The following is a 15,413-nucleotide window of genomic DNA, read 5'->3' on the forward strand; positions in this document are numbered from 1 at the left end:
CCAATCGATCCGAGTGCACTTGCCATCCCCTTCAATCCACGCCATCCCCCGCCCATGACCTACGACACGATCATCCTCGGGGCCGGTGCAGCCGGTATGATGTGCGCCGCCCACTGCGGCGGGCGCGTTTTGGTGATCGACCATGCAAAAGCCCCCGGCGAGAAAATCCGCATCTCGGGCGGCGGGCGCTGCAATTTCACCAACATGTATGCGGGACCGGCAAATTTCCTGTCCCAGAATCCGCATTTCTGCAAATCCGCCCTGGCGCGCTACACGCAATGGGATTTCGTCGATCTGGTCGGGCGCCACAATATCGCGTGGCACGAGAAAACGCTGGGGCAGCTATTCTGCGACGGTTCCTCGAAACAGATCATCCAGATGCTGCTGACCGAGATGGAGCGCGCCGGGGCCGAGCTGTGGGTGCGAACTGAACTCAGGGACCTGCGCAAGACCGAGGCCGGGTTTGAACTTGAGGTCGACCGCGAAGGTCAGCGCCTCAGCCTGACTTGCAGCAACCTCGTGCTGGCCACCGGCGGCAAGTCGATCCCAAAGATGGGGGCGACTGGTCTGGCATATGACATCGCGCAGCAATTCGGGCTGCGAATCACCGAAACACGTGCCGCTTTGGTCCCGTTCACCTTCTCGGACGGGAAATTCAAAGACCTCTCGGGCGTCTCGCTGCCAGCGCGGCTGTCAAACGACCGTACTAGCTTTGACGAGGCGCTGCTGTTCACCCATCGCGGGCTCAGCGGTCCGTCGGTGCTGCAACTGTCGTCCTATTGGCGCGAGGGCGAGGCGATCCGCGTCAACCTGATCCCCGATCTGCCCCTGTTCGACCTGCTGCGCGATCAACGTCAAAGCGGCGGGCGCAAGGCGCTAACCACGGAACTGGCCCGCCACCTGCCCGCGCGGCTGGTGGACTACCTCAGCCAGCATATCCCGATGCCGCGCAATCTGGCCGACCAGTCCGACGCGGCCCTCAAAGACCTGATCGCCGCCCTGTCCGATTGGCACCTGACCCCTTCGGGCACAGAAGGTTATCGCACCGCCGAGGTCACTCTGGGCGGGATCGACGCAGATGACCTGTCGTCAAAAACGATGGAGGCCAGGGAGATCCCCGGCCTCTATGCGATTGGTGAAGCTGTGGATGTCACCGGCTGGCTGGGCGGTTACAACTTTCAATGGGCGTGGTCCTCGGGGCATTCCGCCGGAACCGCCATCGCAAGCCGTCAGCACCCTTAGCCGACGACGTTATACCCGCGCCCGCGCATGCAGTTGCGCACAATAACTTCCTGATTCTGGTTGTTCTGCAACGCGCTTGCCCCCGCGCCCAGCAACGCCCCTGCGACAGCCGTCCGGCCAAGGTCGCTGGCGCTGTCATCAATGATCGCCTTCGCACCCGCCGCACCCGCAGCACCAATGGCCGCCGCGCCGGCCGTTCGGCCATCAACAGTTGGCTGTGTCCGGGCCAGAGCCTGACACTGCGCCAGATCCGCGTTGTAATTCGGACCAATATTGCCGTCGATGATCGGCGTATAGTTGGCACCCGAGCTTGCACAGGCCCCAATCAGCAGCACCGCTGGCAAGGCCATCAATTTCTTTCGGTTGGACATATCCGTAACCTCGTTTTCTAACGTCCCGCCAAGGCAAGACCAAATCCGGTGGGGCGTCAAGCCGATAGCGACCCAGAGCAGATGAACCGGCGGTCGATTGCAACCGCGTTATTCAGCCAGCCTTTGCCGCACATTGTCGGCAAAATCCTCACCGCGTTGTTCAAAGTTATCATATTGGTCGAAACTTGCAGCAGCGGGCGCAAGTAACACAGTTTCACCTGCCTCGGCATCCGCCATCGCCTGCTCGACCGCTGCGACCATGGTCGTGCACACTTGCGCATCCACGTTCAGTTGCATGGCGAAACCTGCCGCCTCGCGCCCGATCACATAGGCCTTCAGCACATCGCTTGCAGCATCGTTCAGCGCGTCCAGCCCACCCTCTTTCTCCAACCCGCCGCAGATCCAGCGAATCCGCTTGAACGCGCCCAGCGCCTTCACCGCGCTGTCGACATTGGTGGCCTTGGAATCGTTCACATAAGTCACGCCCCCGGCTTCGGCGATGATCTGGCTGCGATGGGGCAGGCCCGGATAGCTGTGCAGAGCGTCCTCGATCACCCGAGGCGCCAACCCCAGCGAACGGCAGGCCGCATAGGCCGCGCAGGCGTTCTGGTGGTTATGCGTCCCCGGCAGGCCCTTGATCGCCCGCAGATCGATCGAACCCGCCTGCCGCCCTTTGCGGTATTCCGACAAGAACCCCTTGCGGGCAAAAACCTGCCAGCCCGGACCGGTCAGCTTGCGCTCGACCGATATGCGGATCACCCGATCATCCGCTGGCCCCTCGGCCATCTGCCCAGCCAGAAACGCGCCCTCGGCCTCATCCACGCCAATGACGGCGCGATCCGGGCCGCCCTCGGCAAACAACCGTCTTTTGGCAGCAAAATAGCCCCCCATACCGCCGTGACGGTCCAGGTGATCCGGTGAAAGATTGGTGAATACCGCCACATCCGGCGTCAGAGAGCGGGCGAGTTCCGTCTGATAGCTGCTAAGCTCCAGCACCACGACCGAGCCATCGCCGCCCGGATCAATATCCAGCACCCCGCGCCCGATATTTCCGGCCAATTGCGCATCGCGCCCAGCCTCGGTCAGAATGTGATGGATCAGCGCCGCCGTGGTCGATTTTCCATTCGACCCGGTCACCGCGATCACACGCGGCGGGGTGTCAAAATTGTTCCATTCCGGCCCCGCAAAGGAACGGAAGAACAGACCGATATCATTATCGACCGGAACGCCCGCCTCCAAAGCTGCCGCGACAACCGGATTGGGCGTCGGATACAAATGCGGAATGCCCGGAGACACGATCAACGCCGCAATCTGATCAAACGCCCCGTTCCGAAGCAGATCGGTGCAAACGAACCCCTCAGCCTCAGCCGTATCCCGCGCATCCGGATTGTCATCCCAGCACACCGGCTGAGCCCCACCCGCCCGTAGTGCCCGTGCGGTGGCCAGCCCAGACCGCCCCAGCCCCAGAACCGCAACTTTCTGTCCTGAAAACCCTTTGACCGGGATCATGTCCTTTGCCCTTCGTCTAGCTTTGCCTCAAACCAATCCACGCGTTCAGCAATCGGTGCTTTCGGAACAAGCAGAGTTTGAAACCCGAGTTTCGGTAAGCGGTCGCACAAAGCCTCATACTCCGCAAGTGCGTCGGACAAATCGTGCCTTCGTTGTTCATCTTTTTCATAGATTTCAGGCCACGGTGGGAACAGAAATACGCGGCGATCATAGCCGAGGTGCAATATCCTGTTCCGTAAAGCGCTTTCCAGAGCGGCACCGGTTCGGTCGAACCAGATTAAAGCGTCCAGTGCTGAACGGTCGAACAAGACCAACCCATCCGGAGCCCCGGCCATATCATCGAAAGCGGTTTGGATCACCTTTCGACAAAAGGCTTCCGGGTTGGCCCATGGCACGGCACCCCCGCTTTCCCTTTGCTCGTTCATCACAACGCGGCGACCCGGTTCCTCAACCGTCGCATAGCCGCGCCGGGCCATTTCGTTAAGAAGTGTGGACTTACCACCGCCCGAACACCCGGACAGTACAATCCGGCGATCGCTCACCGAACCTTCAACGTCGCCAACCCGATCATCGCCAGGATCAGCGAGATGATCCAGAAGCGGATCACAATGGTTGGCTCGGCCCAGCCCTTTTTTTCATAATGGTGATGGATCGGGGCCATCAGGAAGACGCGTTTGCCGGTGCGTTTGAAATAGAGGACCTGAATGATCACGCTCAGCGCTTCGACCACGAACAAACCGCCGACGACGGCCAGAACCAGCTCGTGTTTCGTAGCGACAGCTATGGCGCCCAGCGCACCGCCCAGCGCCAGTGATCCGGTGTCGCCCATGAACACGGCCGCAGGCGGCGCGTTGTACCACAGGAAGCCAAGCCCCGCGCCGAACAGGGCCGAGGTGAAGATGAAGATCTCACCGGTGCCGGGCACGTAGTGCACGTCCAGATACTCGGTAAAGTCTACCCGGCCCACGGCGTAGGCGATGATCCCCAGGGTCGAGGCCGCGATCATCGCGGGCATGATGGCCAGACCGTCCAGACCATCGGTCAGGTTCACCGCATTTGCGGCCCCCACGATAACGACAATAGCGAACGGGATATAGAAGATGCCCAGATTGACCAGAGTGTCCTTGAACACCGGCACGGCCAGTTGGTTTTGCAGTATTTCAGGATGATGCAGAGTGGCCCAGAGCGAGGCCAGAACGGCGATGATAACGCCCAGCGCAAGCCGCATCCGGCCCGAAACACCCTTAGTATTCTGCTTTGAAACCTTCGCGTAATCGTCCGCGAAGCCGATGGCCGCATAGGCCAGAGTCACGAACAGCACCATCCAGACATAGGGATTGTCCCACCGCGCCCAGACAAGCGTCGATGTCACCAGCGCGCCGACGATCAGCAACCCGCCCATGGTCGGTGTTCCGGCCTTGGAAAAATGCGCCTCTGGCCCGTCATCGCGGATAGGCTGGCCTTTGCCCTGCTTCCTGCGCAGCACGTTGATCAGCGGCTTGCCGAAGATGAAGCCAAAGATCAGCGCGGTCATGAAGGCGCCGCCTGCGCGGAAGGTAATGTAGCGGAAGAGGTTCCAGAAATCCCCTCCGTCCGACAAGGCGGTCAACCAATACAGCATTACAAAACCCTTCTCACACGAGGCTCATGGGTGCGTTCACCCGTTAAGCGCGCCCCCTTGCCCCATTTTGCGCAGACCGTCAACAATCCGCGCCAGAGCCATGCTCAGCGAGCCCTTGGCCAGCACAGTATCGCCGATTTTGATCAGATCAGGCAGGTGCACGGCCATCTCGGTGCTGGTTTCAAACCACAGTCCGCGCTTGTTGGCTGGCAGGGCCTGATGCAGAGCCTGCATAAGCGGACCGATGCAATGCACTTGGTCCACACGCGCCATCGCATCGACCTGGGCCATGGCTGCGTGCATGGCCTGTTCCTGCGGCCCCAGTTCTTTCATGTCACCCAGAAAGGCGATGCGGCGCGCGCCTTGCGATGCAGCAAGCACATCCAAGGCGGCCTCCATCGAGGTGGGGTTGGCGTTGTAGCTGTCGTCCAGCAGTTCGATCTGTCCGCCAGCGGCCAGCGGCAAGGTCTCGCGCACGCCGCGCCCCTTGACCGGCGACCATTGCCGCAGACCGGCGATGGCCTGATCCAGATCAACGCCCAGTTCGACACAAGCGGCCAAAGCGCCCAATGCGTTCATCGCAAAATGCGTACCGGCGGATTGGACGTCGAAGGTGAACTGCGTGTCACCAACCGCGGCTTGGGCCTGAACCGAATCCGGCCCGGCAGTCACATCCGTCAGTTTGTAATCTGCAGCCTTGCGGCCAAATTCAACGATCCCTGCACCGTGATCTTGCGCCGTGTGACGCAGAATTTCGGCGTGTTCTATATCGGCGTTCACGATGGCTGCGCCGCCGGGTTCCAGCCCCTCGAAAATAGCCGCCTTTTCGTGGGCGATCCCTGCAACCGACTCAAACGCCTCAAGATGAACCGCAGCCACGGTTGTCACCAGCGCCACATGCGGGCGTGCCTGGCGGGCCAGCGGAGCAATCTCGCTGGGGTGGTTCATGCCGATCTCGATCACCGCAAACTCGGTGTCCTGCGGCATCCGTGCCAGTGTCAGCGGCACGCCCCAATGATTGTTGTAGCTGGCGACGCTGGCATGGGTTTTGCCCTGAGTTTCAAGAATGGTTGCCAGCATTTCCTTGGTCGAAGTTTTGCCGACGCTACCTGTTACCCCGACCACGCGCGCATCTGTCCGCGCGCGCGCGGCCTGCCCGAGCGCCTCGAGCCCGGCTTGCACATCCTCGACGATCAACAGCGGCGCATCCTCGGACACACCTTCGGGGATATGGGAAACCAGCGCCGCCCCTGCGCCCTTCTCAAGCGCCTGAGCCACGAAATCATGCCCGTCACGTGCAGCCTTCAGCGCAACAAACAGGTCACCCGGCTGCAACGTTCTTGTGTCAATCGACACGCCATTTACCTGCCAATCCGTGGTTGCCCGCCCGCCGGTGGCCTCGGCAGCCTCTGCCGCTGTCCAGAGCGTCATGCGACCCTCCCGTCGAGAGCGGCCACGGAAATGCTCGCCTGCTCGACATCGTCGAAGGGCAGAACCTGATCGCCGACGATCTGGCCGGTTTCATGCCCCTTGCCTGCGATCAGCAACGCGTCGCCCGGCTGCAAGGCGTCGATGCCGCGAAGGATGGCCTCGGCCCGGTCGCCTACCTCGGTCGCACCCGGTGCGCCGTCCATGACAGCAGCGCGGATGGTGGCTGGGTCTTCGCTACGCGGGTTGTCATCGGTGACGAATACAATATCCGCATGGTTCGTTGCTGCCTTGCCCATCAGCGGACGTTTGGTGGCATCGCGATCTCCACCTGCGCCAACAATGGCGATCAGACGGCCCATCACATGCGGGCGTAGCGCCTTTAATGCCGTGGCAACGGCGTCGGGCGTATGGGCATAGTCCACAAATACTGCTGCGCCGTTGTCACGTGTGGCCGCCAGTTGCATACGCCCCCGGACCGTTGTCAGGTGCGGCAGGGTTTCGAACACCCGCTCGGGCTCATCCCCGGCGGCGATCACCAATCCACAGGCGAGCAGGATGTTTTCGGCCTGAAACCCTCCGATCAGGTTCAGGCGGGTCTGGAAGGTCTTGCCTTGCCAGGAAAACCGCAAATCCTGCCCGGTCGAGTCAAAGCGTTGGTTCATAAGGCAAAGATCGGCCTCGCCCAATCCGACTGTCAGCACCGACTGTCCCCGCGCCTCGGCAATCTTGCGCACGCGGGCTCCCTTTGGGTCGCTGAGGTTGATCACTGCGGTCCCATCATGAGGCAGAACCCGGTCAAACAGCCCCATCTTGGCTGCAAAATAGGCCTCGAAGGTTTCGTGATAGTCCAGATGATCCTGCGTGAAGTTCGAAAATCCGGCGGCGGTTAGCTGAACGCCATCCAGCCTGCGCTGCTCTAGCCCATGCGAAGACGCCTCCATCGCCGCATGGGTCACGCCGTTCTCGGCGGCCTCGGACAAACAGCGATGCAGGGTGATCGGTTCGGGCGTGGTGTGGGCCAGCGGAGCGGTCCAGGCACCCTCGACACCGGTGGTGCCCAGATTGACGGCAGCATGGCCAAGCTCGGTCCAGATCTGGCGCACGAAGCTGGCAACCGAAGTTTTACCGTTGGTGCCGGTAACCGCCACAATGGTCTGCGGCTGCTGGCCAAACCACAGCGCCGCCGACCCGGCCAGCGCCTGACGCGGGTCTTCGACCACGATCAGGGCGGCGTCGGAAGCGGCCAGTTCGGTTGCCGCGATCCGTGCGCCTTCGGCATCGGTCAAAACGGCGGCGGCCCCCATGCGCAGGGCAAATTGGATGAACTCACCCCCGTGGACTCGGGTGCCGGGAAGGGCCGCAAACAAGTAGCCGTCTTTGACCTCGCGGCTGTCAACGGCCAGCCCGGTGATATCCGGATTTGCGCCACCGCGTGCGGTCAGGGCCAGTTGGCTGAGTTTCTTTGTTCTTGCGCCCATGACCCACCTGTTCTTTGGCACCCTAATTCGAGGTCAGGGTTATAGCAGCGCCCGCCTCAGGCTCAAGCCGGGGACGCAGGCCCAGCAAAGGAGCAACCCGCCCGATCAGCTCAGCCGCGACCGGGACAGCCGTCCAGCCTGCGGTGCGGCGCTTTTCGCCATAGGCCACGATTGACGGTTCATCCAGCGTGACGATCAGCACGTATTTCGGATCATAGGCCGGAAAGATGGTGGCAAAGGTCGCGATGACCTTGTCATCGTAATACCCGCCACGCGGTTTCGGCTTATCCGCCGTTCCAGTTTTGCCCGCAACGTCATAACCTTTGACATCGCCAAAGCTGGCGGTGCCGTCGGTCACCACTTTGCGCAGCATCTTCTGCGCCTGCGATGCCGCGCTGTCGGAAAGCACACGCGGGCCGTATTGCGGGCCGTTTTTCTTAAGGATTGTCGGGCTGACATAATGCCCGCCATTGGCAATCGCCGCATACCCCGCCGCCAGGTGCATCGGGCTGGTCGACAGGCCATGGCCATAGGAAATGGTCACCGTGCTCAACTCACCCCATTTCTTGGGCTTCAGCGGCGCGCCCCCGGCGGCCTCGACAATCTCAAACGGTGTGGGTTCAAACATGCCCAGTGTTTGCAGAAACTCCTGCTGACGTTTGGAACCGATCTGCAAGGCCAACCGCCCGGTTCCCCGGTTCGAGCTATGGACGATCACATCCGCAACGCTGATCTTGCCGTAGTTCTTGCCGTTGAACTCACCAATCGGGAAGCGACCGATTTTCATCGGCCCCGAGGTGTCGATAATGGTCTCGGAGTTCACCAACCCAAGCTGCACGGCCTGCGCGGCAGTAAAGATCTTGAAGACCGAGCCCAGCTCATACACGCCCTGCACATAGCGGTTGAACAACGGGCTGTCCGACGGATCAAAGCCCGAGGTCGGAGGGCGCGGGCGATCGTTGGGATCAAAAGACGGCAGCGACGCGGCCGAGACCACCTCACCCGTATGCGCATTCATCAGAACGGCCGAAGCCCCCTTGGCGTTCATGATTTTCATGCCGCCATACAGCACCTGCTCGACTGCGGCCTGAATGGTCAGGTCCAGCGACAGTTGCAACGGTTTGTTGCCGTTGGCCGGATCGCGCAGATAATCGTCGAATTTCTTCTCGACACCAGCAACGCCGATCACTTCGGCAGCACTCACGCCCTCACGACCAAAACCGGAGCCACCCAGAATATGCGCGGCCAGCTTGCCATTCGGATACAGGCGCATTTCGCGCGGACCAAACAGGATGCCGGGATCACCGATGTCATGAACGGCCTGTTTCTGCTCGGGCGAGATGCGCTTTTTGATCCAAAGGAATTTGCGTTCGCCGGTGAAATCCTTGACCAGACGCTCTTTGTCGAGGTCAGGGAATATCGCCACCAACTGATCCGCCGCAGCAATCGGATCGATCATCAGGGGCGGTTGGGCGTAGACGGAGTATGTATCCAGATTGGTCGCAAGAATCCGACCCTCACGATCCACAATATTGGCGCGCTGCATCGCAATCGCCGCCCCCGGCGCGCTGGCCAGCGGCTCTTGCGCCTCGGAGGTCGCCAACATTCCCATCCGAAAGCCAACGACCGAGAAGGCACAGAAAAAGAAAAGGCCCAGCACCAGCAGGCGACCCTCGGCCCTGGCGCGGGCGCGGTCTTTCATCTGTTCATGACGCTGACGGATGTTTTCGCGTTCGATGACCTTCGGATTTTCCCCACGCGCACGGGCATCCAGAACACGGGCCAAAGGGCGGAGCGGTGTGCGGGTCATGGAATCTGCACCTCGCCCAATGCCTGCAAGTCAGTAATCGCCTGCAATTCAATCGGATCCACGATGGGCAGATCAGGGTCTTCGGCATATGCGATCTGATCGGCACGCCCAAACTGCTCGGCCCGCAGGGGCAGCAGACCCAGACGTTCGAAATTCAAATCCGCCAGTTCGCGCAACCGGTCGGGACGGTTCAGATAGGCCCATTCGGCGTTAAGAACCGCCAGACGCACCTGCGCCATGCCGATCTCGCGCTGCAATTTCTGTGTTTCTTTTAACACTTGCTGGGTGCGGTAATTTTCCTGATACGCCCAAAGCGCCAACCCGAACACGGACAGAGCGGTCAACACATACAAAACACTCTTCATCTTGCCCTTCCCCCCAATTGCGGCATCCCGATTGCGCGGGCGTCAATTTCCCCCGCCGGAGCCTCGGTTCGCACCGCAACACGCAGTTTGGCCGACCGCGCGCGCGGATTTTCCTGCAATTCCTGATCATCCGGGCCCACGGCCTTGCGGGTTTTCAAAGTGAATTGCGGCAATTCCTGTTCCATTTCGGGCGCATAGCGGTTCGCCCGGCCTGTTTTGCCCGCGCGGGACTGAAAGAACCGTTTGACCATGCGGTCTTCGATGGAATGGAAGGTGACAACAGCCAGTTGCCCGCCCGGCTTCAACGCCCGTTCGGCGGCCATGAGGCCCTGAAACAGTTCTTCGTATTCCGCGTTCACCGCGATCCGCAGCCCCTGAAAGCTGCGCGTCGCTGGATGCGATTGCCCCGGCTTCGGGCGCGGCAAGCAGGATTCGATGATCTCTGTCAAACGCAGGGTTGTGGTTATCGGCTCCTCGGCCCGCGCTTTGACAATTGCCTTGGCAATCCGACGGCTGGCGCGTTCTTCACCGTAGTGAAACAGAATATCGGCCAGTTGCGCCTCGGTCGCTTCGTTCACCAGATCAGCGGCGCTTTCACCCTCCTGGCTCATGCGCATGTCCAGCGGCCCGTCCTTCATGAAGGAAAACCCACGCTCGGCCTGATCCAACTGCATGGACGACACCCCGAGGTCCAGCACAACGCCATCCAGACCTTCGGCATATTCGTCCATCCGGGAAAACACGCCGGGTTGCATCACCAGCCGGTCACCATATTCGGCTGCCCAACCCGCCGCCATCTCAAAGGCCAGCGGATCGCGGTCCACGCCGATGACCTTGTCAGCCCCAGCCCCCAACAAGCCACGCGTATACCCGCCCGCGCCGAAGGTTCCGTCCAACCACACGCCTGAAACCGGCGCCACCGCACCCAGCAACGGGCGCAACAGAACAGGGATATGAGGTTTATCGGAAGGGGTGTCAGCGCCGGACATGCCGTCACGCGTCCCCGATGCCATCGAGATAGACCATCGGGTCGAAATCGTCTGGCAGATCGTCCATCCACTCTTCGGCCTTGGCCAGTTCCTCGACCTCGTAGGTCTCAGGCTTCCAGATCTGGAAGGTGTCACCGGCAGCGATAAAGAACGCCTCATTTGCAAGGTCGATCTTGCTGCGCAGCTTTGCCGGCAGCACCAGCCGCCCGGTTTCGTCCACATTGGTCGGGAAGGATTGACCGTGGAACATGCGCTGCAACATCTTGCGCTCCATCGAGCCGCGCGGCAGCGCATCGATCTTGGCATCAACCTCGTCGATCGCCTGCATCGTATAGCATTCAAGATATTTGCGGCGGTGATCGCCATAGACAATCACAAGCTCAGGATTGTCACCGGGCTGCCAGTTGGGATCGGACGCTTCAAGCACACGGCGAAACGAGGCCGGGATCGAGACCCTGCCCTTCGTGTCCACCTTATGGTGGCTTTCACCTCTAAACCTGCGCGCCAAGACGACTGTCCCTTTCGCTTGCGCCCCACCTCAAATTCACGCCCCCCCGGATGAAAAACGGCGGGTTGATCTGCTGCCACTGATCAACCCGCCGCATTGACCCGCTTTGCGGGATGTCCAGCTGCACGCGCCACCTGGGGGGATGTCTGCTCGCCCGCGCGCCGGATCTCTTGATAGATGAAAGCGAGATGCCTGTATGAAACCTGATTATTATTGGTTGGGGTCGTTTTGTGCCCCTGCTGCCTCGTCCTCATCGGATGAATAAGGGATGACATGGGAAATCATGGAAATCAACTGGAAAATTTGGTCACCGCGTTCGTCAAGCTGCGATGCGACCATCATATCACTATGATTAACAGGCGTATATACACCGCATATAGACAAGCAAGGCATCTATGTACCCATATGTTCCAATTTCTATAAGCGGAAAAGACTTCCCACGATTTCCCATTTTTTTTAGCTTTACCCCGACTTTCTGGAAATACCGCCCAAAAACCGTGACACCCATCCCGAATCAATGACCTCAAAATCCACGGCAGTCTTGCTTGGACCATCAATCCACAGAACATCCTATGAATTCCCAAGTGGGGGCCGTCACAGTCCCAAACAGGCTGGCGCTGCTGAAATCTTGGGCTTTTACAACGCACAAATTTTCCAAGTTAGCGCTCAAACATATGGCGAATGCTTGCGGTAACTTTTTTCCGCTTCGCAAACCACAACCAAAGGCGTGTCCAAAACCCATATTTATAAGGGGAATCTACGGGTGCCCGCTCAACATTCTGATATCTATGCATTTGCTGCATAGCAGCATTGACGTCACCCGGTATTGTGCAATCGCAGCATTTGCCTATTTTCAGTCTCAAGCAAGCGCCGGATGACACCGGCACAGACACACGAGACCGAGTAAAGCACATGGCTGTTGCAGCAAATTCCACCGCGCTGAAGGGCGCACACTCAAGCGGGCTGAGCGCGCTGATCGAAGCCGCCAAAATCCGCTTTGCCCGTCACCGCATGTACCGCCAGACGGTCAACGAACTGTCCGGCCTGTCCAACCGCGAGCTGGCCGATCTGGGCCTGCACCGCTCGATGATCCGCCGCGTAGCGATGCAGGCGGCTGACGATTACACCGCGCGCTAGGCGCACCGAAATACCCGAGATCAGACCCTTCCTCCTCCCTTTAGGGTCTGTAATCAGCGGCGGCGTCTCTCCTCCTCCCTGACGCTGCCGCACCTAATACCGGCCCTGAACGCCGGAAACTGGTACATCGGGGCTCTCCTCCTCCCTGCCCTGATGTTGAAAGCGCGCGGCGACGTCCTTCTCCTCCCTGACGTCGCCGCGTCTTACCCATACCGGGCTCAAACCCGGGTGCTGATACATCAGGGCTCTCCTCCTCCCTGCTCTGATGTTGCAAAGAGCGGCGGTTCCCCCTCCTCCTCCCTGGGAACCGCCGCTTTTCTTTTGCGCACAGCAAAAAGGGGCGCGAACGCCCCTGCTTCTTCTGTTCAAAATACCTCGGAGCGCGAGGCAGAGCCTCGCAAAAGACTAAAACGGCACGTCGTCCTTGGCAGACAGGAACCGGGAAACAACTTTCTTCGTCCCGGCCTTGTCAAACTCGACCTCGACCTTGTCGCCTTCGATGCCAACCACACCGCCATAGCCGAATTTCTGGTGAAAGACCCTTTCACCCAGGGTGAAACTGGCCACAGCCGTGGCATCGATCACCGTATTCCGGCTCTCACGCGGTTGCGACATACCGTACTGGCCCTGCCGCGCCTGCATCCGCTTCCAACCGGGAGAGTTATAAACATTCGCCTCCGCCGCGCGGGTTTCGATCCCTGCCGTTGTCTGACCACCACCATACAGCCCCGGAGGCGTCAGCACCTCCACATGATCCTCGGGCAATTCGTCGATGAACCGCGACGGCATCGAGTTCTGCCACTGCCCAAACACCCGCCGATTGGCCGCAAAAGAAATCGTACAGACCTCTTCCGCACGGGTGATGCCCACGTAAGCCAATCGCCGTTCCTCTTCGAGGCCCTTGAGGCCCGATTCGTCCATTGAACGTTGCGAGGGGAACAGACCATCCTCCCACCCCGGCAGGAACACCGCGGGAAACTCCAGCCCCTTGGCCGCGTGCAGTGTCATGATGGAAACCTTGGCCCCATCCGAATCCTGCTCGTTATCCATGACCAGGCTGACATGTTCCAAAAACCCTTGCAGGTTTTCGAAATTGTCCAACTGGTTGACGAGTTCTTTGAGGTTCTCCAGCCGTCCCGGCGCTTCGGGTGTTTTGTCGTTCTGCCAGTGACCGGTATAGCCGGACTCGTCCAAAACAATCTGCGCCAGTTCGATATGCGTATGCTCCGGCGCGCCATAGCGGATCGGCGACACGCCATCGTCGATGACCGAGTCGTCATCGACCTCGATCCGAGGGCCCCGTGTCATCGCATTCCAGCGCGCCAGACCATCAATCAGTTCACGCAGCGCCTTGCCGCCTTTGCCCTTGATCAGCCCGTTATCGACCGCGATCCGCGCACCATCGACCAGAGACACCCCGTTCTCGCGAGCGACAACCTGAATCGTCTGCTGCGCCTTGTCCCCCAGACCGCGTTTCGGCGTGTTCACGATCCGCTCAAACGCCAGATCATCCTCGGGGCTGACCACCAGACGGAAATAGGCCATGGCGTCGCGAATCTCCATCCGTTCATAGAACCGAGGGCCTCCGATCACCTTGTAGGGCAGACCAATCGTCAAAAACCGATCCTCAAACGCCCGCATCTGATGCGAGGCGCGGACCAGAATGGCAATCTCATCGAGGTTCATCGGCCGCACGCCGCGCGTGCCGCCCTGCATCGCGTCAATTTCCTCGCCGATCCAGCGCGCCTCTTCCTCGCCATCCCAATGGCCGATCAAACGAACCTTTTCGCCTTCTTTTTCGGCTGTCCACAGCTCTTTTCCCAGACGGCCTTCGTTGCCCCGAATGACATTCGACGCAGCCGCCAGAATATGCGGGGTCGAGCGGTAGTTCTGCTCCAACCGCACCACATAAGCGCCCGGAAAATCCTTCTCGAACCGCAGGATGTTGCCCACCTCGGCCCCGCGCCAGCCATAGATCGACTGGTCGTCATCGCCCACGCAGCAGATATTTTTGTGCCCCCCGGCCAGCAAACGCAGCCAGAGGTACTGGGCGACGTTTGTGTCCTGATACTCGTCCACAAGGATATAGCGGAACCAGCGTTGGTATTGTTCCAGAACGTCCGGGTGGGTCTGGAAGATCGTGACCATATGCAACAGCAGGTCGCCGAAATCCACCGCGTTCAACTCGCGCAGGCGGGTCTGGTACTGCGCGTACAGCTCGATGCCCTTGCTGTTATACGCCCCGGCATCCGCTGCGGGCACTTTGTCAGGCGTCAGGGCGCGGTTTTTCCAATCATCGATGATTCCGGCCAGCATCCGCGCAGGCCAGCGTTTGTCGTCGATATTGGCGGCCTGCACCAACTGCTTGAGCAGGCGCAGTTGGTCGTCGCTGTCCAGAATCGTGAAGTTCGATTTCAGATCGACCAGTTCGGCATGCCGCCGCAGCAGCTTGACACAGATGGCGTGGAAAGTGCCCAACCAGGGCATGCCCTCGGCTGGTTGCCCAAGCAGCCGCCCCACACGCTCTTTCATCTCTCGCGCGGCTTTGTTGGTGAAGGTCACCGCCAGAATCTCATTTGGACGCGCTTTCCCGGTGGTCAGCAAATGCGCAATCCGGGTCGTCAGGGCCTTGGTTTTCCCCGTCCCCGCGCCCGCCAGCATCAGCACGGGCCCGTCCAACCGCTCGACCGCTTCGCGCTGGGCCGGGTTCAGGTCATCCAGATACGGCGCTGGCCGCGCAGCCATGGCTCTTTGCGACAGCGATGCGCCCTCGAAGGCGTCCATTTCGTCAAAACTGCTCATGGCTCCAAACTACGCCGGATGCGTGCCAAGGGAAAGAGTTTGTTCACGGCTTGTTCACACGCGCTTTCAACTTTCTTAACGCGCGCTTCGAACGGCTCATTTTGATCGGCCAAGGCGCGTCGAAGGACCTGCAACGCCCAAACCCTTGCC

Annotated in this window: 13 protein-coding genes; 2 read left to right on the top strand and 11 right to left on the bottom strand. The window is 60.3% G+C overall.

The features are described 5' to 3' along the window. Positions 1 to 54 precede the first annotated feature (54 nt). Positions 55 to 1,242, top strand: a complete 1,188-nt coding sequence (locus ACR0MO_RS08425; protein ID WP_170452099.1) for a BaiN/RdsA family NAD(P)/FAD-dependent oxidoreductase — start codon at positions 55 to 57, stop codon at positions 1,240 to 1,242. On the opposite strand, the gene ACR0MO_RS08430 is transcribed toward ACR0MO_RS08425, so the two are convergent. From ACR0MO_RS08430 to mraZ, 10 genes are all read right to left on the bottom strand, one after another. Then, positions 1,239 to 1,613: a glycine zipper family protein gene (locus ACR0MO_RS08430; protein ID WP_170452101.1), complete on the bottom strand. Its 375-nt coding sequence runs from the start codon at positions 1,611 to 1,613 to the stop codon at positions 1,239 to 1,241. The two genes, ACR0MO_RS08425 and ACR0MO_RS08430, sit on opposite strands and share 4 nt — an antisense overlap. 108 nt (positions 1,614 to 1,721) lie before the next feature. Next, on the bottom strand, positions 1,722 to 3,122 hold the full coding sequence (gene murD / locus ACR0MO_RS08435; protein WP_170452103.1) for a UDP-N-acetylmuramoyl-L-alanine--D-glutamate ligase: 1,401 nt from the start codon (positions 3,120 to 3,122) through the stop codon (positions 1,722 to 1,724). Next, on the bottom strand, positions 3,119 to 3,664 hold the full coding sequence (locus ACR0MO_RS08440) for an AAA family ATPase (protein ID WP_170452105.1): 546 nt from the start codon (positions 3,662 to 3,664) through the stop codon (positions 3,119 to 3,121). Before ACR0MO_RS08440 ends, murD begins: the two co-directional genes overlap by 4 nt. Next, positions 3,661 to 4,743, bottom strand: a complete 1,083-nt coding sequence (gene mraY / locus ACR0MO_RS08445; RefSeq protein WP_170452107.1) for a phospho-N-acetylmuramoyl-pentapeptide-transferase — start codon at positions 4,741 to 4,743, stop codon at positions 3,661 to 3,663. The genes ACR0MO_RS08440 and mraY overlap by 4 nt, the downstream gene beginning before the upstream one ends. A 36-nt stretch (positions 4,744 to 4,779) precedes the next feature. Continuing rightward, the gene (locus tag ACR0MO_RS08450) at positions 4,780 to 6,174 is read right to left on the bottom strand and encodes a UDP-N-acetylmuramoyl-tripeptide--D-alanyl-D-alanine ligase (RefSeq protein ID WP_480890709.1); all 1,395 of its coding nucleotides are present in this window, start codon (positions 6,172 to 6,174) and stop codon (positions 4,780 to 4,782) included. Continuing rightward, positions 6,171 to 7,652, bottom strand: a complete 1,482-nt coding sequence (locus ACR0MO_RS08455; protein WP_480890711.1) for a UDP-N-acetylmuramoyl-L-alanyl-D-glutamate--2,6-diaminopimelate ligase — start codon at positions 7,650 to 7,652, stop codon at positions 6,171 to 6,173. Before ACR0MO_RS08455 ends, ACR0MO_RS08450 begins: the two co-directional genes overlap by 4 nt. Before the next feature lie 22 nt (positions 7,653 to 7,674). Further along, positions 7,675 to 9,462 carry a peptidoglycan D,D-transpeptidase FtsI family protein gene (locus tag ACR0MO_RS08460; protein ID WP_480707806.1) on the bottom strand — a complete coding sequence of 596 codons (1,788 nt, stop codon included), beginning with the start codon at positions 9,460 to 9,462 and terminating at the stop codon, positions 7,675 to 7,677. Continuing rightward, a complete protein-coding gene (gene ftsL, locus ACR0MO_RS08465) occupies positions 9,459 to 9,827 on the bottom strand; it encodes a cell division protein FtsL (protein WP_170633591.1) in 369 nt (122 codons plus the stop codon). Before ftsL ends, ACR0MO_RS08460 begins: the two co-directional genes overlap by 4 nt. Continuing rightward, entirely contained in the window at positions 9,824 to 10,816 is a 993-nt protein-coding gene (rsmH, locus tag ACR0MO_RS08470) for a 16S rRNA (cytosine(1402)-N(4))-methyltransferase RsmH (protein ID WP_480780529.1), read from the bottom strand. The genes ftsL and rsmH overlap by 4 nt, the downstream gene beginning before the upstream one ends. 4 nt (positions 10,817 to 10,820) lie before the next feature. Continuing rightward, entirely contained in the window at positions 10,821 to 11,324 is a 504-nt protein-coding gene (gene mraZ, locus ACR0MO_RS08475; RefSeq protein WP_170734320.1) for a division/cell wall cluster transcriptional repressor MraZ, read from the bottom strand. A gap of 912 nt (positions 11,325 to 12,236) precedes the next feature. Between mraZ and ACR0MO_RS08480 the strand changes: the two genes are divergently transcribed. Continuing rightward, positions 12,237 to 12,461: a DUF1127 domain-containing protein gene (locus ACR0MO_RS08480; protein WP_170523343.1), complete on the top strand. Its 225-nt coding sequence runs from the start codon at positions 12,237 to 12,239 to the stop codon at positions 12,459 to 12,461. Positions 12,462 to 12,866: 405 nt separating this feature from the next. On the opposite strand, the gene ACR0MO_RS08485 is transcribed toward ACR0MO_RS08480, so the two are convergent. Further along, positions 12,867 to 15,263 (bottom strand): UvrD-helicase domain-containing protein, encoded by a 2,397-nt coding sequence (locus ACR0MO_RS08485; protein WP_170523340.1) that lies wholly within the window; start codon positions 15,261 to 15,263, stop codon positions 12,867 to 12,869. Positions 15,264 to 15,413: the final 150 nt, after the last annotated feature.

The organism is Ruegeria sp. K5, from assembly GCF_056531805.1.